This is a genomic window from Rhodanobacter denitrificans, from assembly GCF_000230695.2.
GTDB classification, from domain to species: domain Bacteria; phylum Pseudomonadota; class Gammaproteobacteria; order Xanthomonadales; family Rhodanobacteraceae; genus Rhodanobacter; species Rhodanobacter denitrificans.
In genome coordinates, this window is sequence record NC_020541.1 from 233,196 (window position 1) to 253,632 (window position 20,437).

21 protein-coding genes and 1 tRNA gene are annotated in these 20,437 nt (G+C 65.2%); 7 read left to right on the forward strand and 15 right to left on the reverse strand.

Annotated elements, in window-relative coordinates:
* Genes R2APBS1_RS00955 through R2APBS1_RS00965 form a run of 3 tightly spaced genes read right to left on the reverse strand, consistent with a single transcriptional unit; the run spans nt 1 to nt 3,107 of the window.
* Nucleotides 1–801 carry a DUF1365 domain-containing protein gene (locus R2APBS1_RS00955; protein WP_015446500.1) on the reverse strand — a complete coding sequence of 267 codons (801 nt, stop codon included), beginning with the start codon at nt 799–801 and terminating at the stop codon, nt 1–3.
* Nucleotides 798–2,096 (reverse strand): NAD(P)/FAD-dependent oxidoreductase, encoded by a 1,299-nt coding sequence (locus R2APBS1_RS00960; RefSeq protein ID WP_015446501.1) that lies wholly within the window; start codon nt 2,094–2,096, stop codon nt 798–800. The genes R2APBS1_RS00955 and R2APBS1_RS00960 overlap by 4 nt, the downstream gene beginning before the upstream one ends.
* Nucleotides 2,097–2,099: 3 nt before the next feature.
* Complete coding sequence (locus R2APBS1_RS00965) at nt 2,100–3,107, reverse strand: acyl-CoA desaturase (protein WP_015446502.1); 1,008 nt, start codon at nt 3,105–3,107, stop codon at nt 2,100–2,102.
* 167 nt (nt 3,108–3,274) lie between these two features.
* Between R2APBS1_RS00965 and R2APBS1_RS00970 the strand changes: the two genes are divergently transcribed.
* Nucleotides 3,275–3,763, forward strand: a complete 489-nt coding sequence (locus R2APBS1_RS00970) for a TspO/MBR family protein (protein ID WP_015446503.1) — start codon at nt 3,275–3,277, stop codon at nt 3,761–3,763.
* A 259-nt stretch (nt 3,764–4,022) separates the two neighbouring features.
* Here the strand turns inward: R2APBS1_RS00970 and R2APBS1_RS00975 are convergent, their stop codons facing one another.
* From R2APBS1_RS00975 to R2APBS1_RS00990, 4 genes are all read right to left on the reverse strand, one after another.
* The gene (locus R2APBS1_RS00975; RefSeq protein ID WP_015446504.1) at nt 4,023–5,435 is read right to left on the reverse strand and encodes a cryptochrome/photolyase family protein; all 1,413 of its coding nucleotides are present in this window, start codon (nt 5,433–5,435) and stop codon (nt 4,023–4,025) included.
* Between the two features lie 34 nt (nt 5,436–5,469).
* Nucleotides 5,470–6,132 carry a ChrR family anti-sigma-E factor gene (locus tag R2APBS1_RS00980; RefSeq protein WP_015446505.1) on the reverse strand — a complete coding sequence of 221 codons (663 nt, stop codon included), beginning with the start codon at nt 6,130–6,132 and terminating at the stop codon, nt 5,470–5,472.
* Nucleotides 6,129–6,707, reverse strand: a complete 579-nt coding sequence (locus tag R2APBS1_RS00985; protein ID WP_236126984.1) for a sigma-70 family RNA polymerase sigma factor — start codon at nt 6,705–6,707, stop codon at nt 6,129–6,131. Before R2APBS1_RS00985 ends, R2APBS1_RS00980 begins: the two co-directional genes overlap by 4 nt.
* A 245-nt stretch (nt 6,708–6,952) precedes the next feature.
* Nucleotides 6,953–7,129, reverse strand: coding sequence for a hypothetical protein (locus R2APBS1_RS00990; RefSeq protein WP_231381817.1), 177 nt, complete (start codon nt 7,127–7,129; stop codon nt 6,953–6,955).
* A gap of 819 nt (nt 7,130–7,948) precedes the next feature.
* Here R2APBS1_RS00990 and R2APBS1_RS00995 point away from each other — a divergent pair.
* Together R2APBS1_RS00995 and R2APBS1_RS01000 are read left to right on the forward strand one after the other, a co-directional pair.
* Nucleotides 7,949–9,268 carry an NAD(P)/FAD-dependent oxidoreductase gene (locus tag R2APBS1_RS00995; RefSeq protein ID WP_015446508.1) on the forward strand — a complete coding sequence of 440 codons (1,320 nt, stop codon included), beginning with the start codon at nt 7,949–7,951 and terminating at the stop codon, nt 9,266–9,268.
* Between the two features lie 110 nt (nt 9,269–9,378).
* Nucleotides 9,379–11,025 (forward strand): electron transfer flavoprotein-ubiquinone oxidoreductase, encoded by a 1,647-nt coding sequence (locus tag R2APBS1_RS01000; RefSeq protein WP_015446509.1) that lies wholly within the window; start codon nt 9,379–9,381, stop codon nt 11,023–11,025.
* 366 nt (nt 11,026–11,391) lie between these two features.
* Here the strand turns inward: R2APBS1_RS01000 and R2APBS1_RS01005 are convergent, their stop codons facing one another.
* The 6 genes from R2APBS1_RS01005 to R2APBS1_RS01030 all read right to left on the reverse strand — a co-directional run bounded on the left by R2APBS1_RS01005 (nt 11,392) and on the right by R2APBS1_RS01030 (nt 16,342).
* Nucleotides 11,392–12,171, reverse strand: a complete 780-nt coding sequence (locus R2APBS1_RS01005; protein ID WP_015446510.1) for a succinate dehydrogenase iron-sulfur subunit — start codon at nt 12,169–12,171, stop codon at nt 11,392–11,394.
* A gap of 59 nt (nt 12,172–12,230) precedes the next feature.
* The gene (gene sdhA, locus R2APBS1_RS01010; RefSeq protein ID WP_015446511.1) at nt 12,231–14,027 is read right to left on the reverse strand and encodes a succinate dehydrogenase flavoprotein subunit; all 1,797 of its coding nucleotides are present in this window, start codon (nt 14,025–14,027) and stop codon (nt 12,231–12,233) included.
* A gap of 32 nt (nt 14,028–14,059) precedes the next feature.
* Entirely contained in the window at nt 14,060–14,467 is a 408-nt protein-coding gene (gene sdhD, locus R2APBS1_RS01015; protein WP_007508846.1) for a succinate dehydrogenase, hydrophobic membrane anchor protein, read from the reverse strand.
* Entirely contained in the window at nt 14,464–15,000 is a 537-nt protein-coding gene (gene sdhC, locus R2APBS1_RS01020; protein WP_231381816.1) for a succinate dehydrogenase, cytochrome b556 subunit, read from the reverse strand. Before sdhC ends, sdhD begins: the two co-directional genes overlap by 4 nt.
* Before the next feature lie 228 nt (nt 15,001–15,228).
* Nucleotides 15,229–15,567 (reverse strand): DUF7673 family protein, encoded by a 339-nt coding sequence (locus tag R2APBS1_RS01025; RefSeq protein WP_015446513.1) that lies wholly within the window; start codon nt 15,565–15,567, stop codon nt 15,229–15,231.
* Nucleotides 15,554–16,342: a hypothetical protein gene (locus R2APBS1_RS01030; RefSeq protein WP_231381815.1), complete on the reverse strand. Its 789-nt coding sequence runs from the start codon at nt 16,340–16,342 to the stop codon at nt 15,554–15,556. Before R2APBS1_RS01030 ends, R2APBS1_RS01025 begins: the two co-directional genes overlap by 14 nt.
* A 183-nt stretch (nt 16,343–16,525) precedes the next feature.
* Between R2APBS1_RS01030 and R2APBS1_RS01035 the strand changes: the two genes are divergently transcribed.
* Together R2APBS1_RS01035 and R2APBS1_RS01040 are read left to right on the forward strand one after the other, a co-directional pair.
* Nucleotides 16,526–17,872, forward strand: a complete 1,347-nt coding sequence (locus R2APBS1_RS01035; RefSeq protein ID WP_015446515.1) for an aspartyl/asparaginyl beta-hydroxylase domain-containing protein — start codon at nt 16,526–16,528, stop codon at nt 17,870–17,872.
* A gap of 35 nt (nt 17,873–17,907) precedes the next feature.
* Nucleotides 17,908–18,315, forward strand: a complete 408-nt coding sequence (locus R2APBS1_RS01040) for a hypothetical protein (RefSeq protein WP_015446516.1) — start codon at nt 17,908–17,910, stop codon at nt 18,313–18,315.
* Between the two features lie 96 nt (nt 18,316–18,411).
* Here R2APBS1_RS01040 and R2APBS1_RS20675 read toward each other — a convergent pair whose 3' ends face one another.
* Nucleotides 18,412–18,960 carry a DUF3592 domain-containing protein gene (locus R2APBS1_RS20675; RefSeq protein WP_015446517.1) on the reverse strand — a complete coding sequence of 183 codons (549 nt, stop codon included), beginning with the start codon at nt 18,958–18,960 and terminating at the stop codon, nt 18,412–18,414.
* 42 nt (nt 18,961–19,002) lie between these two features.
* Between R2APBS1_RS20675 and R2APBS1_RS19965 the strand changes: the two genes are divergently transcribed.
* Both R2APBS1_RS19965 and R2APBS1_RS20615 read left to right on the forward strand, forming a co-directional pair.
* On the forward strand, nt 19,003–19,758 hold the full coding sequence (locus tag R2APBS1_RS19965; RefSeq protein ID WP_015446518.1) for a hypothetical protein: 756 nt from the start codon (nt 19,003–19,005) through the stop codon (nt 19,756–19,758).
* A 214-nt stretch (nt 19,759–19,972) separates the two neighbouring features.
* On the forward strand, nt 19,973–20,104 hold the full coding sequence (locus tag R2APBS1_RS20615; RefSeq protein WP_255325567.1) for a hypothetical protein: 132 nt from the start codon (nt 19,973–19,975) through the stop codon (nt 20,102–20,104).
* A 123-nt stretch (nt 20,105–20,227) separates the two neighbouring features.
* On the opposite strand, the gene R2APBS1_RS01045 is transcribed toward R2APBS1_RS20615, so the two are convergent.
* Nucleotides 20,228–20,303: transfer RNA gene (locus tag R2APBS1_RS01045), tRNA-Ile, on the reverse strand.
* Between the last annotated feature and the right edge of the window lie 134 nt (nt 20,304–20,437).

The window sequence follows — 20,437 nt, forward strand, 5'->3', positions numbered from 1 at the left end:
TCACACAGAATCACGGGAATGCAGCGAAGGGTGGTCGTGCACCGGATTGCGCTTCAGCCACAGCCGCAGCGCCTGCCAGTGGATGGCGCCGACCACCTGCGCGGTCATCAGCGGGTAACGCCACAGCACGCGCGCCAGCGACGCGCCGCCGAGCGGCCGGCGCGTGAGGTTCAGCGTGGCGTCGAACGTGAGTGCGCCTTCGCGCAGCACGTTCATGTGCACGCGCAGGTCGTCGCCGGGCACGGTGAAGCGCCAGTCGTAGGCGCAGTCCATCGGCATGAACGGCGACACATGGAAGGTCTTGGCGAATGCCCAGTGCAGCGCGCGGCCGTGGATGCGCGCGTGCTCGATCGGCAGCACGTAGGCGTGGCGTTCCTTCCATGGCGTGTTGGTGATCTCGGCCAGCACCGCCACCAGGGTTTCGCCGTCCGGGGCGTAGCAGTAGTAGAAGCTGACCGGGTTGAACACCAAGCCGAAGTAGCGCAGGTGGGTGAGCAGGCGCACCGGTCCGACCGGGCGCTGGCCGGTGGCCTGCTCCACGCGGCGGCGCACCGCTTCGGCCAGCGGCACGTCGGCGGGGCCGAGATAGTCGCTGCGGCGGAACTGCGCCACGTTGCCGTGCGTGGTCGACCATAGCCAGCGCCGGGTGAACACCTGTTCGACCTCGTCCAGATCCAGATACAGCTGGGCCATGCGATAGGTGAACGCGTGCGGGTGCGGCGCGTGGCGGCGATGGCGCACCACGCCTTCATACACCGCGCTGCACGGCTGCCACCTCGTGCTGGCGGTTTGCGCCGTCACGCCACCAGCTCCGTTTCGCGCGCCGTCGTTGCCGGCATCGGTTCGGCGTGCGGCGGCCAGTGCGCGCCAAGCGCGGCGGCAACTTCGACCGCGCTACGCATGCCGTCCTCGTGGAAGCCCCAGCCCCAGTACGCGCCGGCAAACCAGGTGCGGCGCCAGCCCTGGATCTCGGCCTTGCGCGCCTGCGCGTTGACCGCGGCCTGGGTGTAGACCGGATGCTGGTAGCGCATGCGCGCCAGCAGCTTGTCCGGGTCGATCGCGTCGGCACGATTGAGCGTGACCACGAACGGTTCGGGTGAGTCGATGCCTTGCAGCAGGTTCATGCAGTAGCTGACCGTGCAGGGGGCTTCGGGATCGCGCGGCAGCCAGGCGTTCCACGCCGCCCACGCCTTGCGCCGGCGCGGCAGCACGCGGGCGTCGGTGTGCAGCACGGTGTCGTTGGCCTGGTAGGTCATCGCGCCGAGGATCGACCGCTCGCGCTCGCTGGGGTCGTCCAGCAGACGCAATGCCTGGTCGCTGTGGCAGGCCAGCACGACCTGGTCGAAATGCCCGATGCCGGCGACGCTGTCCACTTCGACCCGGTCGTAGTGGCGGCGAATCGAGAATACCGGGCAGTTCAGCCGCTCGCGCACCGGCCAGTGCGCGCGCAGCGCCGCCACGTAGGTCGACGAGCCGCCCTTCACCACGCGCCACTGCGGACGGTCGCCGAGCTGCAGCATCTGGTGGTTGGCCATGAACTGCACCAGGTAGCGCGCCGGGAACTGCAGGATCTGCGTGGGCGGCGACGACCACAGCGCCGAGGCCATCGGGATCAGGTGTTCGTCGCGGAACGCCGCGCCGTAGCGGTGCTGCTCCAGATAGGCCCCCAGCGTGGTCGTGTCATCACGCTGCGACAGCAGCGTCGGCGCCTCGCGATAGAAGCGGGCCAAGTCGCGCACCATGCCCAGGAAGCGCGGCGACAGCAGGTTGCGGCGCTGGCAGAACAGCGTGTCCAGCGTGGCCGCGTTGTACTCCAGCCCGCTCGCCTCGCTGTGCACCGAGAAGCTCATCGTGGTCGGCTGCGAGGCCACGCCCAGCTGCGCGAACATCTGCGTCAGCAGCGGGTAGTGCGCCGGGTTGTGCACGATGAAGCCGCTGTCGATGCGGTAGCGCTGGCCGGCCTGTTGCACCTCATGCGTATGCGTGTGCCCGCCGAGATAGTCGTTCGCCTCGAACAGGGTCACCTCATGCTTGCGCGACAGCAGCCACGCGGAGGCCAGCCCCGCGATGCCCGATCCCACCACGGCGATGCGCATGGCCTAGCTCCTCGCCCTGGCCAGCACCCAGGCGGGTACCGGCTTCAGTCCACGCACCAGGCCCAGCATCGCCATCAGTTTCAGGCCGTACCAGGTCAGGTCCACTTCCCACCAGCGGAAACCCTGCCGGCTGGAGCCGGGGAAGAAGTGATGGTTGTTGTGCCAGCCCTCGCCGAACGTGAGCAGGGCCAGCCACAGGTTGTTGCGGCTGTCGTCCTTCGTCTCGAAACGGCGCCTGCCGTAGCGATGCGCCAGCGAGTTGATCGTCACGGTGGCGTGGAACAGCACGATGGTGGAGACGAAGAAGCCCCACACCAGCATCTGTCCGCCGGAGGTACCCAGCTGCGGCGCCACATGCTGCAGCAGCGCGCCCAGCGCATACATGCCGATGGCGAGCAGCAACGGGATCGCGATGTCGAAGCGGTCCAGCCAGCGCAGCTCGGGATACTTCGCCAGATCCGGCACCCGCGCCAGGTCGGTGCGGAAATTGCGCGGGGTGAGGAACCAGCCGACGTGGCTCCACAGGAAGCCGTGCACGCCCGGCGAATGCGGATCGGCCGGCGTGTCGGTGACGCGATGATGATGGCGATGATGCGCCGCCCACCACAGCGGCCCGCGCTGCACGCAGGAGGCGCCGATGGTGGCGAATACGAACTGCACCGCGCGCGAGGTCTGGAACGTGCGATGCGAGAAGTAGCGGTGATAGAAGCCGGTGAGCGCGAACATGCGCAGCGCGTACAGCGCCACCGCCACGGCCAGCGCCACCGGCGCCACGCCGACCCAGATCACGCCGAGGCAAGCCAGGTGCATCGCCACGAACGGCGCTGCGCGCAGCCAGTCGATGCGATCCTCGCGCGCCTCGTCCACTTCCACCACCGCGCTGGTATCGAACCAGCGCCTTGCGGTGCGCACCGGCCAGGACCACCGGAGGCGGGTGCGACCGGCCCCGCCAACAGTCGAGGCATCGACCCGGTCAGGCGGTGCAATCACGAGTGGATCGGGGTTGACCATGGAAACATACCTGTCAGCGGTTCAATGACAGATACGCAGGAACCCCCGCGGCGGATGCATGCGCCGGCAAGATTGCCGGGCTTCACGTGGCCTCTCCCCGGCGCGTGCGAAGAAACGGATCCGGCAGGCCACCGCTTGCGTATCCGACCACATCACCGGGAGACATCATGTCAGGCATGAAACAGATCATCGGACTGATCGGCTGGCTGCTGCTCAGCTTCTCCGCCGCCGCGATCGGCTCGATCGCCTCGATACAGGCGGCCGCCTTCTACCGGCAGCTGGCGCAACCAACCTGGGCGCCACCCTCGGCGGTGTTCGGCCCGGTGTGGTCGTTGCTGTACGCGCTGATGGGTATCGCCGCCTGGCTGGTCTGGCGCGAAGGCGGCGGGCGCCGCCAGCGCGGCGTGCTCGCACTGTTCGTGCTCCAGCTGGCGATCAATGCGCTGTGGAGCTGGCTGTTCTTCGGCTGGCACCGCGGCGCCTTGGCGTTCGCCGACATCGTGCTGCTGTGGCTGCTGATCGGTGCCACCGCGATCGGCTTCTGGCGCGTGCGCCCCCTGGCTGGGGCGCTGCTGCTGCCGTACCTGGGCTGGGTCAGCTTTGCCGCGGCGCTCAATTTCGTGGTGTGGCAGTTGAATCCGCAGATCCTCGGCTGAGTCACCGTTGCCTTTGGCGGATCGGCACAGTTGCGGTGGGCTTGCCTTCGATGGCCTAGAGGTTCGCTTTGGCGGCAGCTGGCGGGGCATCGTCGGTGCCGCGCGCGCCGTGCTCGGGAACACTTCGTCCCGTCGCATCCCCGCCAGCACGGCGGCGAACAGCAGAAGGGCCGAACCCGCCGCCATTCCATCGGCGGCAGATCGACATGTCACCTGCCCGGCAGGCTCTGAAAGTTACCTCGGCCCTGCCATCGGGGTTTCAGCGTGCGAGCGCGGCGTAGGCATCCAGCGCTTGCTGGCGTGACTGCCCCAACTCCACCATCGGCGCCGGATACCCGCTGCGCTTGAGCAGGTCGGCATCCCTCCACGGCTCATGCAGCAATGCCAACGGCGCCTCCGCCAGCTCCGGCAACCAGCGCCGCAGATAGATGCCATCCGGATCGAACTTCTTCGCCTGCGTCACCGGATTGAACACGCGGAAGTACGGCGCGGCATCCGCGCCGCAGCCGGCCACCCATTGCCAGCCCAGCGTATTGTTGGCGAGGTCCGCGTCGACCAGGGTGTCCCAGAACCAGCGCGCGCCGTGCTGCCAGTGCTGGCGCAGGTTCTTGGTCAGGAAGCTGGCCACGATCATGCGCACGCGGTTGTGCATCCAGCCGGTGCGCCACAGCTCGCGCATGCCGGCGTCGACCAGCGGGATGCCGGTGCGGCCGCGCTGCCAGCGTTCGAGCAGTGCGTGGTCCGCGGGCGCCCACGGGAAATCGTCGAAGCGCGGATTGAAGTTGTCGGTCGGCGTGTGTGGAAAGTGATACAGCAGGTGATGGGCGAATTCGCGCCAGCCCAGTTCGCGCAGATAGGGTTCGAGGTCGGGGCGGCGTTTGGCGTCGGTGGCATGGGCGCGACGATCGAGTTCGAATTGGATCTGTCGCGGCGAGATTTCGCCGAAGTGCAGGTGCGGCGACAGGCGCGAAGTGCCGTGGCGCGCGGGCAGGTCGCGCGCGTGCGCGTAGTCGCCGATGGCGTCGTCACCGAAGATCTCCAGCAACTCCCGCGCACCGGCTTCGCCCGGTTGCCAGCGGGCGGCCAGCCCGCCGGCCCAGGCGATCCGCGGCAGCAGTTCGAGCGCGGCCAGTGGCAGGCCGTCGGGCAACTCGTGCCAGCCCGGCACGTGCGGCGCGGGCAGCGGTTCGACCGGCTGCAGCCGCGGGCGCAGGTTGCGCCAGTACGGCGTGAACACCTTGTACGGCGCAGCCTGCTGCGTGGCGATCGCCCACGGCTCGCACCACAGCGCGGCGTTGTGGCTGTGCACCGCGATGCCGTCGGCCCGCAGCGCGCTCTTGATCCGCGTGTCGCGCGCGATCGCGGCCGGTTCGTACAGCCGGTTCCAGTACACCGCACGGGCGCCGCTGCTTGCGATCAGCGCCCGCAGAATATCCAGCGGTTCGCCACGACGCAGGTGCAGGCCGGCGCTTGCGTCGTGCAGCTGCCGGGCGAGGGCGGCCAGTGAATGGTGCAGCCACCAGCGACTGGCGGCACCGGCCGACCACCGGCCTTCGTCGCCGCTGTGGATGAAAACCGGCAGCACCTGCGCGTGTTCCGCACAGGCCGCACTCCACGCCGGGTTGTCGGCCAGGCGCAGGTCGCGCCGGAACAGCACCAGCGCCGTGCTCATCGCGATGCGTTCCGGCAGAACCGCACGGCCACGCTCAAAAACCGAGCAATGGCTGCAGCGTGCGGGCGAACCAGCCGGAGAACACCAGCGGTGCGTCGGTGGCCGCCACGCAGATGCACGGCACGCCGGGCGAGGTCACCGGCTGATGGTTGATCTGGCCGTCGAGATCGGCCACGTCACCGGGGCCGAAATGGCCGAGCATGTCGTCGTAGGCGCCGTCCAGGATCATCGTCAACTCGCTGCCACCATGGCTGTGCAGCGGCAGCTTGCTGCCCGGCGCGATGCGCAGCAGCATCAGGTTTCCGCCGCCGATGCCGCTGGCGCGGATGCGCTGCACGCCGGGCGCCACGCGTTTCCAGCGCAGCGCGCGCAGCGAGTGGCCGAACCACGGCTGCAGCGCGCCCGGCAGTCGATCCGGATCGTCCCGTTCGACGATGTCGGCCGGCTGTGCCGGGTGTTCGGGCACAGGTTCGCGGTCGAGCAGCGCCAGCATGGCCGCGCGCGCGTCGTCGGTCGGCGCGTCGACGCGTTGCTGCTGCATCAGCACGCCACCGATCCGGTCGGCGGCGTGCTGGCTTTCGCGGCACTGCGCGCAGCGCTCCAGGTGGGCGGAAGCGACCACGGCGAGCGCCGGCGGCAGCGCGCCGGCGGAGTAGCTGAGCAGGGTGGCGTCGTCGAGATGGTGATGCGGTTTCATCGCGGAGCCCTCATGCTGCCCTGCAGTTTCGCGAACGCGCGCCGCAGCGAGGATTTGACCGAGCCCAGCGGCATGGCCAGTTCACCGGAGATCTCGCTGTGGCTTTTGCTTTCGAGGTAACACATGCGCACCAGCTTGGCCTGCATGGGCGGCAGGCGATCGATCGCCTGTTTCAGAAGGTCCTGGTCGAAGGACGACTCCGGTTGCGAGTCGAGCCGGGCGGACTCGAGGTGATCGAGCCGGTCCAGGCCTTCCTGGATCGGCAGCCAGTGCGGTTCGCGCCGCACCTGGTCGATGTACAGGTTGCGCGCCACCCGGTACAGCCAGGTGCCGAGGCTGGCGCGCGCCGGATCGAACAGGGCGGCCTTGCGCCACAACGTCAGCAGCGCCTCCTGCACCAGTTCGTCGGCGGTCGACTCGGCCACGCCGAGGTTGCGCAGGTAGCGCTGCAAGCGCGGTGCGAAATGGTCGTAGATGCGCATGAAGCTGGCGCGGTCACGCTGGGTCGACACGGCGGCCATCAGGAGCGACCAGTCGTGCGCATCGGGGGCGGCGTTGCTCGCGGGAGGGGCCACGTCTCGTTTCGCCCGGAAGGGCGCTACCTCGGCAGCGGCTTGGTCGGAATCCATCATACGCAACTTCCCGCCTGCGACGACCGCCGGACGATCCGGCCGCCTCGCGTGCTTCATGCCCATGGCATACGACGGGAACGGGAAATCGGATGCAGCGGGCGGCGGCCTGCGCGCCACGGCTGCACCGGCCGCGCTTGCCGGTCGGGCACGGGAGCGGTGAGCGGCACGGGGTGCGGCAGGCGCCGTGGCTAGTCGCCGGTCTCCGCTGCCGGGTCTTTCGCGGCGTCCAGCTGGTCGCGGTTGGACCACCCCCCGTACCAGGCGAGCGCCATCGTGGAGCCATGCGCGTAAGGGCACTTTTCCCGCGGTTCGCCGCAGTCGCGTGCGTAGTGGCCTTCGATCCAGGCCTGAAGCGGATACTGCATCGGGCTTTCCTTGACCATGCTGGCGTCCCCGGTGGGCGTCGTGCAGGCTTGGGTGAGGCCGGCAGGCCGAAGTTTCAAGCATGAAAAAGCCCGCCAGAGCGGGCTTGGATCCATCTATGCCGGGGGATGGCCGGGATGATCGCCTCACGGCGAGAGAGTGGCTGCACAGAGTGAAGCCGTTCACATTTTTCCATTTACCGACCGGGCAGGTCGTGATCTGTATCACGTTTAGGTGCCGCGGATGCCGGCCGCCTGCGGTCGGACGCGGTGCCGGCAGGCGTTTCGCGCGGGTCGCCGGTTTCGCTGCAGCGGATGCGGTGCACGTGTGCCGGAAACCACAAAATGGCCGCGGCTATAAGGCATGACCTGTCCGCCAGCCGGCACGTCCAGGAAATGGCAGCCTGCAGGCGAAGATCCTCAGCGGGCCCGGCTTTGCAACAGCCGCACCGCCCCACGCTTGAACTCGCTGCCGGATGTTCTTCTCGTGGCCATGCTTACGCACTCGCGTGGCGATTGTGCCGATGAATCTTCTGTAGGGAGAATCGCCGCGACCAAGCCAAAGAGGCCAGCGTAGCGCTGGCGACGTCACATTTGCCCATGCAGATGTGGCTCGCCCGCAGCGGCGGCACCGCGGCTGTCACGCATGCTGTTGCGCCATGCCGCCGCCGGGGCAGTCCTGACGCGTCCGCCGTCGCTGAGGTGATTGGCTCGCGTGAGCCTCGATGCACACAAGCGCTCGTCGACCTTGATCCAGGGCAGCGTCGCGCGGGACGGTTATGGATACAGTGGCACCGGTTGTTGAACCGGGTGGGGAACGCGATGGCCGTCAGGCCGCAATTGCATCGGGTAGTGGTAGTGGGGGGCGGTGTGGCGGGTCTTGAGATTGCCACCGCCTTGGGACGCCGTTTCCGCGGCGAACGGCAGCGGCACGGCGAGGGGCCGTCGGTCACGCTTGTCGATCACGACACCGCGCACGTGTGGAAGCCGATGTTGCACACCATTGCGGCCGGTACCAGCGATATTTCGCAGCAGCAGACCCCGTATCAGGCACAGGCGCATGCGGCCGGTTTTGCCTTTCAGATGGGCGAGTTTGCCGAGCTGGATCGCACGGCCCGGGAATTGCGCTTGTTGCCGCTACGCGATCGTCACGGTCGCGTGGTGATTCCGGAGCGGCGCGTTCGCTACGACACGCTCATCATTGCGGTCGGCAGCCTTGTCAATGATTTTGGCACGCCGGGCGTGGCCGAGTATTGCCGAGTGATCGACTCGCGCCGCCAGGCCAATGCCTTCAACCGCGAAATTCGTGTGCGCGTGGCCCAGTGCCTTACGCAGGGCAAGGACTTGTCCATCGGCATTGTGGGAGGCGGCGCCACCGGCGTGGAGCTGGCGGCCGAGTTGATTCGCTTGAAGGATGCGGTGGTGGCCTATGGCGGTGAGGAGTTGCCGACGTGCCTGTCCGTCACCTTGCTGGAGGCCGGGCCACGTTTGCTGCCGGCGTTTCCGACAAACATTTCGACGTCGGTGCAAGGGCAACTGGAAGCGTTGGGCGTTCGGGTGTTGACGCACACGGCCGTGAACTCGGTGACGGAGGATGCCTTCATCCTCAATACCAAGGACCGCATTCCAGCCTCGCTCAAAGTCTGGGCGGCCGGCGTGAAAGCGCCGGAGTTCCTGGCCGCGCTGGATGGGCTGGAGACCACGCGCGGCAATCAATTGGTGGTGACGGCGTCGTTGTGCACCACCAATGATCCGCATATTTTTGCCGTGGGCGATTGTTCCAGCTTGCGGCTCGCGGGGGCCGAACGGCCACTGCCGCCAACCGCGCAGGTGGCGCACCAGCAGGCCCAGCACCTGATTCGCTACTTGCCCGATGCGGTGCTCCACGGCAGGTCAGTACCACCGTTCCGCTATCACGATTTCGGCGCGCTGGTATCGCTGGCCGATTACGACGCGTTCGGCTCGCTCGGGGACTACGGTCTGATGAAGAGTGTCACGTTTCGCGGTCGCCTGGCGCACTTCAGCCACGTGTTGCTCTATCGCCGCCATCAGATGCAATTGCATGGCGTGTTGCGCGGCTGGCTGCTATGGCTGATCGACCGCTTGAACGCCAGCGCACGGCCCACGATACGGATGGATTAGATCGAACTGGCCGGTGACGGGGCCCGGTGCTTGGCCGGTTGGTCCGATCATGGACAATGGTTCGGCGCGCAAGCAGACACGCCGGAATGAGGCTTTGAACGAGGTGGTGCATGAGCGACAGCACGGCGATGGAATATGACGTGATCGTTGTGGGCGGCGGCCCGGGCGGGCTGGCTGCAGCCATTCGCCTGAAGCAGTTGGCCCGTGAACGCCAGCACGATATCAACGTGTGCGTACTGGAAAAGGCGCCGGAGATTGGCGCGCAGATCCTCTCCGGTTGCATCATGGATCCGCGCGCGCTCACCGAGTTGATTCCCGACTGGGCCGAGCGCGGAGCGCCGCTGACGCTGCCGGTGGCACAAGATCGCTTCGTGTTTCTCACCCAGACCGGCACACGCGCAACGCCGCATTGGCTGCTGCCGCCCTGTTTCCGCAATGCGGGCAACTACGTGGTGCAGCTGGGGCACGTGGTGCACTGGCTGGGCGTGCAGGCCGAAGCGCTGGGCGTGGATGTCTTTCCGGGGTTTGCCGCCGCCAAGGTGCTGTACGACGAGCATGGCGCGGTGTGCGGCGTGGAAACCGGCGAAACCGGCGTAGCCAAGGGCGGCACGCATACCGATGCCTACGAGTCCGGCACGCAGCTCGTGGCGCGCTACACGGTTTTTGCCGAGGGCTCGCGCGGGCATCTGGGCCGCCAGTTGATCGAGCGCTTTCATCTTGATGCCGATTGCGATCCGCAGAGCTATGCCATTGGCGTGAAGGAATTGTGGGAGGTCGATCCGGCAAAGGCGCATCCGGGTCTGGTCATGCACACGGCCGGTTGGCCACTCGACGCGCAGACCTATGGCGGTTCGTTCCTGTATCACCTGGAGCGCAATCTGGTGGCCGTCGGTTTCGTGATTGGCACCGACTACCGCAACCCCACGCTGTCGCCCTTCGAAGAGATGCAGCGCTACAAGACCCACCCGGCCATCCGCACGGTATTCGATGGCGGCAAACGGGTTGCCTACGGTGCGCGCTCGCTGACGGCTGGCGGCCTGGCGTCGCTGCCAAAAATGGTATTTCCGGGCGGCGCGTTGATCGGCTGTGAAGCCGGTGTGCTGAACGCGTCGCGCATCAAAGGCAGCCATGCGGCCATCAAAACCGGCATGCTGGCGGCCGACGCGGTGTTCGATGCGGTGGTGGCCGGACGCAGCCATGACGAACTCACGCGCTATCCCGAGGCGTTGCGTGCCTCGTGGCTGTATCGGGAGCTGCGCAAATCGCGCAACTTCAAGCAGTGGTTCCACTACGGCCGGCGCGTGGCCACGGTGATGACCGGAGTGGAGCAATGGCTGCTGCGCGGGCACATCCCGTGGAACCTGCATCACCACACGCCCGATCATGCCCGGCTGCGGCCGCTCTCGGAGTGCGTGAAGATCGAGTATCCGAAACCCGACGGCAAGCTCACGTTCGACCGCGCGAGCTCGGTGTTCTTGTCCAATACGCACCACGACGAGAACCAGCCGGCGCACCTCACGTTGAAGGATCCTGCGGTGCCGGTGCAAGTGAACCTGGCAAAATACGGCGGCCCGGAGGCCTTTTACTGCCCGGCGGGCGTGTACGAATTCGTGCATGGACCGGACGGCGCGGTGCGGTTGCAGATCAACGCCGCCAACTGCGTTCACTGCAAATTGTGCGATATCAAGGACCCGAAGCAAAACATCGTCTGGACGACGCCGCACGGTGGCGAAGGGCCGATCTACAACGGCATGTGAGCCGCTCGTGGCGTTGGACAGCCACACCGATACCCGGCAGGCGCAGAGCGCCAGTGGTGCTGGCATCTCGCCCGGGGTTTGCCGCATATAGCCGTACCGGACGTCGGAGCGCGGCAACGGATGCGCCAGCCCGGCAAAGGTGCCGGCCAGTGCCAGCGCGCCAACGCGCACCACCGCCCACGCCCACAGTGCGTTCAGGCCATACGGTGCGAGTGATGCGGCAGCACGAAGTGCCAACTCCGATCATGTTGCCGATGACCCGCGCCATGGCCGTCCACGGGGCACACGGTCGCGCTGCCGTGCTGGGCGCGTTCATGGGGCGGTACGGTGCCGGCAGGCGTGGTTTCCGACCCGCGCCCCGCGCCCTCAGATGGTGCGTTCGGCAATCAGGCGTTTGATTTTGGCAATCGCCTTGGCTGGGTTCAGGCCCTTCGGGCAAGTGTTGGTGCCATTCAGGATGGCGTGGCAGCGGTACAGTTTGAAGGGGTCGTTGAGCTCGTCCAGACGGTCACCGGTGGCCTCGTCGCGCGAGTCGGAAATCCAGCGGTAGGCCTGCAGCAAGACGGCCGGGCCGAGGAAACGATCCGGGTTCCACCAGTAGCTTGGGCACGAGGCCGTGCAGCAGGCGCACAGAATGCACTCGTAGAGGCCATCCAGCTGTTTGCGATCCTTGGGCGACTGCAGGCGCTCGCGTGAGCCCACCGGGCTGTCGGTCTTGAGCCAGGGCTGAATGGAGGCGTATTGCGCGTAGAAGTGGGTGAAGTCCGGCACCAGATCGCGGATGACCGGCATGTGCGGCAGCGGGTAGATATTCACCTGGCCCTCGCGCAAATCGTCCAGCGATTTGGTGCATGCCAGCGTGTTCTCGCCGTTGATGTTCATCGAGCACGAACCGCACACGCCTTCGCGGCATGAACGGCGCAGCGTCAACGTGGGTTCGATGGTGTTCTTGATTTTAAGCAGCACGTCCAAAACCATCGCGCAGTCGCTCACGTCGACCTCGTAGGTGTCGGTGCGCGGATTGCCCCCGACCTCCGGGTCCCAGCGGTAGACCTTGAACTTGCGGACTTTCTTGGCGCCCGGTTCGGCGGCAAAGTAGTTGCCCTTCTGTACCCGGGACATCTGCGGCAATCGAAACTGGGCCATGAAATTCTCCCTTGAACGAAACAGTTTGTCTGCCCGCGGCGGGTGCCGCGGTGCATCCGTCAGTACACGCGTTTGGCCGGCGGGATGGTTTCCACCTCGTCGTCGAGCGGCTGCATGTGTACCGGCCGGTAGTCGAGCGTGCATCGGCCCTTGTCATCGACTTTGACGAGGGTGTGCTTCATCCAGTTGACGTCGTCGCGCTCGGGAAAGTCGTCACGCGCGTGGGCGCCGCGGGTTTCCGGCCGCGCCGCCGCTGAATGCATGGTGCCTACGGCTTGCACCAGCAGGTTGTCGAGCTCGAAGCTTTCAATGAGGTCGGAGTTCCAGATCAGGGACGGATCGGACACGTGCACGTCCTCGAACTGGGCGTAGATCGCGTCAATCCGCTCGCAACCCTGCTGGAGCGTTTCGGCCGTGCGGAAGACCGCCGCGTCGTTTTGCATGGTGCGCTGCATTTTTTCGCGCAGCTGTGCCGTGGGCGTACCGCCTTTGGCGTGACGCACCTTGTCAAGCCGGGCCAGCGCCGGATCCAACGCGTCGGTCGGCAATCCGGCAAAGGGCGTGTTCGGCTTGATGAGCTCGGCGCAGCGCTGCGCGGCAGCGCGGCCAAACACGATCAAATCGAGCAGCGAGTTCGTGCCCAGGCGGTTGGCGCCGTGTACCGATACACACGCCGCTTCGCCGATGGCGAACAGGCCCGGCATGATGTGGTCGTTGTCCGAACCCACTTTTTGCACCACCTGGCCGTACATGTTGGTGGGTATGCCGCCCATGCAGTAATGCGCGGTCGGTAGCACCGGAATGGGCTCCTTGGTCACATCCACGCCGGCGAAAATGCGCGCGGTTTCGGAAATGCCCGGCAGACGTTCGTGCAGCGTGTCGCTGCCCAGATGCGCCAGGTTCAGCAGCACGTGATCCTTGTGTTCGCCCACGCCGCGGCCTTCCCGGATTTCGACCGTGATGGCGCGGCTGACGACGTCGCGTGAAGCCAGATCCTTCACGTGCGGCGCGTAGCGCTCCATGAACCGCTCGCCGTCGGCGTTGGTGAGATAACCACCTTCGCCACGCACGCCTTCGGTAATCAGGCAGCCGGAACCGTAAATGCCGGTAGGGTGGAATTGCACGAATTCCAGATCCTGCAGGGCCACTCCGGCACGTAGCGCCATGCCGCCGCCATCGCCCGTGCAGGTATGTGCCGAGGTGGAGGAAAAGTACGTGCGTCCGTAGCCGCCAGTTGCCAGGATGACCGCATGGCCGCGGAAAAAGTGCACGCTGCCTTCGGTGAGGTTGATGGCCAGCGCACCGGCAACGTCGCCGGTGCGCGGATCGGTCACCAGATCGGTAACAAAATATTCGACAAAGAATTTGACTTTGTGCTTCAACGCCTGCGTGTACAGGGTGTGCAAAATGGCGTGGCCGGTACGGTCGGCCGCTGCGCAGCTGCGTTGCGCCAGCGCTTCGCCGTGGCGAACCGTGTGACCGCCAAACGGGCGCTGGTAAATGTGCCCGTCTTCGGTGCGCGAGAACGGCACGCCAAAGTGTTCCAACTCGATGACGGCAGGAATCGCTTCGCGGCACATGTACTCGATGGCGTCCTGATCGCCCAGCCAATCGCCGCCCTTGACGGTGTCGTAGAAGTGATAGCGCCAATCATCTTCGCCCATGTTGCCGAGGGCCGCGGCAATGCCGCCCTGGGCAGCCACCGTATGTGAACGGGTGGGAAACACCTTGGTTACGCAGGCTACCGACAGCCCGGCCGCAGCCAGGCCCAGCGCTACGCGCAGGCCGGCGCCGCCCGCGCCGACAATCACCACGTCGTATTGATGCTTTTCAACCTTGTACGCTTCGGCAGGCATGTTGAACGTTGTCCTTTCAAATCAAAGTGGAATCAATGCAGGCGCGTGAACCAGACGGCGAGTACCGCCAGGATCGTGGCCAACGCACCGAGCAACGCACCGAAGCGCAAGGCAATCTGCAACGTGACTTCCTGCCCGCGCGCATGCACGTAGTCGCCAATGATTACGTCCAGCCCCAGCATGCCGTGCCAGTAGCTGCACACGGTCAGCACGATCAGCAGGAACGCGTGAACGGGTTGCCCGATCGACGCCAGCACGGCGTCATAGTCGGCGTGTAGCAGGCCGGCGACAAAAAACAAAAACCAGAGAGTCAGCGGAATCAGCGCCACCGCCGTCAGGCGCTGCACCCACCAGTGCTGAACGCCGGTGCGCGATGGCCCCCAGTGGCGGGCTGTCTTGAGCGGATCGCGCATGCCTGATTGGCCCGGAAACTCGCTCATGCCGCACCTCCCGTCAACTTGATGATCAACAACACCCAAGTCAGTACGGTCAATGCCGTGCTCACGCCCACTACCACCCAGCCGGTGGCCCAGTACGAGGGGTTGCGCGTGCGGTCACGGGTGTGCTGCGGGCCGTAATCCCAAGTCAGGCTGTGAAACAAATGCTGGATGCCGTTGCAAAGGTGGAACAGCAGTGCCCAGATCCACGCGAACCACACCATGAGGCCGATCCAGCTGCCGGAAAAATCCGCAAACAGTTGCCACGCATGGTGGCCGGCGGCGGCGGCGATCAGGCCCCACGTCAATACTGCGGCCCCGATGGAAAGAAACAGCCCGGTCAGGCGGTGCAAGGAAGACTGCACCATGTTGATGCGCCAGCGGTAGATGCCGAGGTGCGGTGAAAGGGGGCGTGGATTGTGCACGGCAAAAACCTCCTGAAGCTGTCCGGTCAGCCCGGCAATAACTCCGCCGACGCGGCTGCAGTCGGCGGCCGCTGAGCGTTTCGCACGTGAGTGCGGGATCCGGCGTTTCATCACCCGGCAGCGAGCGGCGCCGCGCGGCCCATTCGTCCTGACACGGGAACGTGCGTGTGAGAATGACGAACTCGACGTACACCGCAGCCACACCCGATCGGCACCGCCCATCGCACGCTCGCGCTGGTTGCTCGATGGTAGCGAGTGCCACCGGCGACGCCCTGACCTCCATCAAGCTCTTTCGTGCGCAACGTGGCGTATGCGCTGCAAACGCGCGATTCGAACCGGCTAACGACGCCATTTGGTGGCAATCGCGGCCAGCTCGTCGCGGATCGTGGGATCCAGCAATTCCGGGCATTCGGATACGCGCGCAATCAGGCCAAAAACCGTCACGGTGTCGCGAATCACGGTCGGGTCGCACGCCCAGATGTCGGTGGGGTCGTAGGCACCAAAGCTGTCGGCATCCGCCCAGGCGAGCAGAAAGTTGGCGCAGCGGCTGGCCTGGCCCGAGTTGCCGAGTGCCACTTCCGCCAAGTGATGCATGGCGGCAAGTTCCTCCGGCGTGGGTTGGGTCGGGTCGTGTTCGGCGGGCGCGGAGATGATGACGGACAAGTCAGGTATGGCCATGGGTGGTTCCGGGGCGGGGCGGGGTGGCCGGCCGGCGTTCTGCGCTTGCTGATGACAAACCCGCGAAGAGTTGGTGCACGGCGTGCGTTACTGCGGCACAGCCGGAGTCGTGCTCGTGGAACGGCACCTGGCGCACGAGGGCCAGCGCGATTTCGGCCGACTCGACCAGGTACTGGCAGGCGGCCTCGATGGCCCAGGTGCGGGCGCGCTGCATGGCGTCACCGGCGCTGGCGCAACCTTGCGCCAGCAGCATGACGGTGACGTCCGCGGTGCCGCGAACGATGCTTTCGCTGCGTATCGCCAGATGACCGATACGCCCGGTAAGCAGCCAGAGTTCACCGGCCGGTGCCTGGGTGGCCGGATGATGTGCGCGGTCCACGCCGATGGCATCGAGAAAACAGCCAAGGCGTTGATGGAAGCGGGCCGTAATCCTGCGGGGCGGTTGCCATTGCCAGGTATCGGATCCGTGCGCGACAAGCTCCATCCCGACGGCATGGACGGCTTCGTCCGTGACGGGATCGTCGTCGGCCGCCGCTGCCGCGTCCGTAGCGGTGGCCACGCAACCGAGCGCGTTGCGCAGTCGTGCGACATCCACGGCAAGACCGGTTGCCGTGGGCAGCCGCATGGCAATGTCCTGGGTGGACCACGCGATAGCGCGGCTGGTGGCCGGCCCGAACTGGGCACCATCGCTGATGCGCACACAGTGGCCAGTAACCGGATCGATCGACCAGCCGCTCGGGAGCGGCGTGCTCGGTAGGAGAAGCGGAAGCGACACGGGCACCTTCGCGCATGACAAGCCACTGCACGGTAGCGGGTGGGCGCACCGGCGCCATGACCTGAATCAGCTTCGGCGCTGGAACGGCCGCCGGGCGTGCAGAGCCAGCCGCTCGGCACGACTGCGATGGCGGGGCTTGTGCCAGGTCATGGAAGAATTTGTACAACGTCGCATAGTTGTCCCATGCAGTCGATTGGGCAGGCCGGCATGACAACAACGAGTGGCGCCGAAAGCGATCCCATTTTGCGCGCGCGCGGCGAGGTGATGGTGCACCGCGCGCAGGCGGCGGAAGCGCTGTACCGCAAGGCGCTCGAAACGCAGCCGGACAACGCGGAAGCGCTGAACTTCGTTGCGATGTGCGAGCTGGGTCGGGGCGAGTTTGACAGCGCCCGCGAGCACCTCGAAAAGGCCGTGCACATCGACCCGGAGGAAGCCAATTTCCGCAAGAACCTCGGCATCCTGCAGCTGGCACTGGGCCACGCGCAGGATGCCATCGACACCTTCGATCAAGTGATCGCGATGGATCCGAAGGAGCTCTCGGCGCCGCTGCATCGGGCGGCCGCGCTGGAACAGCTGGGCAGCACCTACGACGCTACGGCGGCGTACTACCACGCTATCGCTACCGCGCAGGCGGCGTTTAGCTGGCGTAACCGCAACACTACGCCACCGGTGCTGCAGCCGGTGGTGCGGCACGCCATCGATTACATTCAGCGCAACCAGCAGCAGATTTTCATGGAACTCATGCAACCGGTGCGCGCGCAGTACGGAGCCGCAGCACTTGCGCGCGTGGAGCAGGGCCTTGCCATTTACCTCAAGCACGCAGCGGCGCAATACCCCGATCCGCGGCAAAGTTGCGCGTTTTTCTACATACCGGGCCTGTCCGCCGAACCGATGCTGGATGCCGCGCACATGCCAGGCATGGTGGCGCTGGCGACCGCCGGCGACACCTGGCTGGCCGAGCTGGATACAGCTGCCGCCGAGCAGTTGGGTGAGCCCTATTTCGGCACGCATGACCTGGCGCTGTTGCGTGAACAGGGCGTGCTCGACGGCGACACCGGCGCGCGGCTCACCGCGTGGTTCCTTTATCGTAATGGCGACCGGGAGCCGGCCGCGCGGCAACATTTGCCACGCTCGTTGGCGGCGGTGGAATCGCTGCCGCAACGCGTGCAGGTGGAGAACCTCGGCCCCAACGTGTATTTCGCCACGCTTGCTCCCGGTACGCATATCTTGCCAAGCCGTGGCATCACCAACGCCCGGGTCAACATGGAGATTCCTCTGCAAGTGGACGGCCGTTGCGTGCGCAGCGTTGCCGGTCATGAGGAAACCTGGCGCATGGGGGCGTGCGTGGCGTACGACGGCAGCTTTGCGCATGAATTATGGAACCACGGCCCTGGCCCGTGCACGGCCCTGGTGCTGGACGCCTGGCACCCGGAGCTGAGTGCGGCCGAACGCGCGGCGTTGCCCCTGCTGTTCGAGGGCATCAGTCAATTTCATATGGCAGCGGGTGTGGAGCCGCCGTTTGGCAATTAGCGGGCGGCTGCCCAACGCCACGCCACGAAACCACCATGAGCGCCAACCAACCTTCGCACGTGAAACTTGATCCGCAACCCCCGTGGGCGCGCTTTCAGGACATCATCGTGCAACTGGATACCGATGCGCTGATCGCCGTGGGGATCGAAACCATGGCCGAGCTGACCGGTGCCACCCATGTCAACGCGCGCGCCCGGGCCGTGGATGCCGATGGCAACACGCTGCGCGACGCGGCCGGTTTGCCTGTCACTACGCAGGTCAGCCATCCCTACGAGACGTCCGACCTCACTGCGAACGGTCTACGTGTGGTCGATTTGCAGCGTGATTGTGTACGCGTGGTGCTGGGCGAGCCGACCGTACATTTCTTCATCGGCGCCGATACGGCCGAATGCCGGGCGAGGGCATCGATCCGCATGCGTCTCGCGCGGGCACAGGATGCGTAAGGCGGGCAGCTGCAGGCCGCGCCGCGCGTCGAGACGGGATGCATGCGCAACCTCGATCGACCGTGGCGGAAACTTTCGTCATCCCAAGCGGGCACTTCAGTCGGGTGGCCTCATAGAAATGAAAAAGCACACCCACAATGCGAAAATGCAAAAGAGACCAGGCACGATGAGCCACACCTTTCTTGTAACGAACAGCCGCTGCATTAGCGCAGTGGCTCCAACCAGCTGCAAGAAGAATCCCCATCCTGGCACGCATTGCCAGAAGTTGATTGGCGCGACCAACAACAATGATTGACTAGGTTTGGAGGGATCGTAGTGCACCGTCACGCGGTCACCGAACGACAAGTGCGCCAAGTGGTCACGGGGCCACTGGGGATCGGTAGAGCCATTCAGCGAAGGGCCATGCATCAGATCCAAGTAGCCAATATTGTGGCCCTTATGATCTACGCCTTGAACTTGGTACGCATAGACGAGTTTTGGCCAATAACGACCACCAACCTGATTTACTTGTGCCACCTCAACGACTCCGGAAGTGGTTGGCCAGGTCAGACTTGCTGCCGCATGCGTGTATTCGACGTATCCAGCTATTAGCGCAATAGCTATTGTGCCTAGCCAAAGTAACAACCAAATTCCCAACTTTCGCATCCATCCCCCCTGCTTCCGCCATTCTGGCAAAGGCCTCTGGCCATGAAGTCCATGATCGCATATCAGGTAGGAGCTGATGTGCTGAGTGATATTCTTGGCACCGACGGCGGCGGCGTTCGTCGCTGGCCCGTTGGCATGCGCGCTCGACCCGAAGCAGGCGTTTTCGCGTCGACAAGTCGCCACATTTCGGCCAAGCAGAGGGAACAGCGGATGCGTTACATCGTCGTAGTCGTCATGGCATGGATGTTGAGTGCGTGTGCCTCCGTCGCACCGGCATGTCGCGGGCAGCAATTCGGTGCGATCAAGGTTGAACCAGTCGGCGTAACAGGCAAAGTCTTCGGACTTCCGCCTGAGATCCCTGAGATCACGCGTGGCATGGCCTTTGAGTCTTCTGGCTTCAGCTGCGGATCCACTGTGGCAGCGGATATCGAACGCCGAGTGGCGTACTCGGCTAGGGATTGTTCAAAGGAAGGCTCTGAACCTCTCCCCGAGGCTCCCGCCCCATCGGACAAGTTCGCTGCGAGTTTCACTCGTACGGAGAGCGGTGTCACCCATATCATCGTGGTACGTTGGGTCAAACTCAGCGAATCCGACGTAGCTAGGCTGGTGTGCGCGGGTAACGCCGTGTGGACCGCAAAATCTAAATTTCGAGAGTATGTGGTGCCGCCGCACTCCGTATCTTACGTACGGCTACGCGATCAACAAAGCTACAAGGATCAGGGAGGCGCCACCGAAATGGGCCCAGAGGCTAAAGAATTGATCCGGGCTCTTGAGCACGTGGCCCCCGCGAACCGCTGAATCACTATGCCGCTCTTATCGCAGTGATTGGCATTCACCTGTTTTGATCAAAATGCTTGCATTCGGTGAATTTGTCTCCGATTTCTAATGTCGGCTTCCGCCGATGGTTGCCCTTGCAGTGCTGGTGATGGCCGGGCAAGCTGCTACGGGCATAGGTCGACCCGAAGCGGACCTTGCGAACAGAACGGCGGAATGACTTGATGGAGCGGAAGCCGTGGATGAAGAAACATCGACTTTAGAAGCGGTGTTCCTAGGTAAAGTGCGGGCGGCGCTCGACAACTTGTTTGAGCGCACACGAGCCAAGGACGAGTTGACACCTGCCGCCGACGCGAAGCAGCTAAAGTAACTCCGGACTCTAAACCGTCCCGCTACTCAAAGCGGGGGGCGTCGTGCTTTCAACGAGATCATAAAGTGGCCAAAGTGGCCACTTTATGGTTTCTCGCACAAAGCCTGGGCTTGCGCAAATTCGTGGTGGGCCCACCAGGACTCGAACCTGGAACCAAAGGATTATGAGTCCTCTGCTCTAACCATTGAGCTATAGGCCCATGCAAGGGCGGCAGTTTACCGTAGGTGCGGATGGCGTAGCGGCGATTGGGCGGCGCCGGAGGAGGCGCGGGGCGGACTGCATGCCGGTCGGCGGTGAGTTTCGAGTCGGCCGCCGGACCTCGCCCGGACGATC

Bases quoted from the DNA above. Each gene is read 5' to 3' on its own strand.
- R2APBS1_RS01005 (WP_015446510.1), bottom strand. From the start codon at position 12,171: ATGGCCCAGTTTCGATTGCCGCAGATGTCCCGGGTACAGAAGGGCAAC.
- sdhA (WP_015446511.1), bottom strand. From the start codon at position 14,027: ATGCCTGCCGAAGCGTACAAGGTTGAAAAGCATCAATACGACGTGGTG.
- R2APBS1_RS00970 (WP_015446503.1), top strand. From the start codon at position 3,275: ATGTCAGGCATGAAACAGATCATCGGACTGATCGGCTGGCTGCTGCTC.
- R2APBS1_RS19965 (WP_015446518.1), top strand. From the start codon at position 19,003: ATGAAGTCCATGATCGCATATCAGGTAGGAGCTGATGTGCTGAGTGAT.
- R2APBS1_RS00980 (WP_015446505.1), bottom strand. From the start codon at position 6,132: ATGAAACCGCATCACCATCTCGACGACGCCACCCTGCTCAGCTACTCC.
- R2APBS1_RS00975 (WP_015446504.1), bottom strand. From the start codon at position 5,435: ATGAGCACGGCGCTGGTGCTGTTCCGGCGCGACCTGCGCCTGGCCGAC.
- R2APBS1_RS01035 (WP_015446515.1), top strand. From the start codon at position 16,526: ATGCAGTCGATTGGGCAGGCCGGCATGACAACAACGAGTGGCGCCGAA.
- R2APBS1_RS01025 (WP_015446513.1), bottom strand. From the start codon at position 15,567: ATGGCCATACCTGACTTGTCCGTCATCATCTCCGCGCCCGCCGAACAC.
- R2APBS1_RS01040 (WP_015446516.1), top strand. From the start codon at position 17,908: ATGAGCGCCAACCAACCTTCGCACGTGAAACTTGATCCGCAACCCCCG.
- R2APBS1_RS20675 (WP_015446517.1), bottom strand. From the start codon at position 18,960: ATGCGAAAGTTGGGAATTTGGTTGTTACTTTGGCTAGGCACAATAGCT.
- R2APBS1_RS00995 (WP_015446508.1), top strand. From the start codon at position 7,949: ATGGCCGTCAGGCCGCAATTGCATCGGGTAGTGGTAGTGGGGGGCGGT.
- R2APBS1_RS00965 (WP_015446502.1), bottom strand. From the start codon at position 3,107: ATGGTCAACCCCGATCCACTCGTGATTGCACCGCCTGACCGGGTCGAT.
- R2APBS1_RS01000 (WP_015446509.1), top strand. From the start codon at position 9,379: ATGAGCGACAGCACGGCGATGGAATATGACGTGATCGTTGTGGGCGGC.
- sdhC (WP_231381816.1), bottom strand. From the start codon at position 15,000: ATGAAACGCCGGATCCCGCACTCACGTGCGAAACGCTCAGCGGCCGCC.
- sdhD (WP_007508846.1), bottom strand. From the start codon at position 14,467: ATGAGCGAGTTTCCGGGCCAATCAGGCATGCGCGATCCGCTCAAGACA.
- R2APBS1_RS00990 (WP_231381817.1), bottom strand. From the start codon at position 7,129: ATGCAGTATCCGCTTCAGGCCTGGATCGAAGGCCACTACGCACGCGAC.
- R2APBS1_RS00960 (WP_015446501.1), bottom strand. From the start codon at position 2,096: ATGCGCATCGCCGTGGTGGGATCGGGCATCGCGGGGCTGGCCTCCGCG.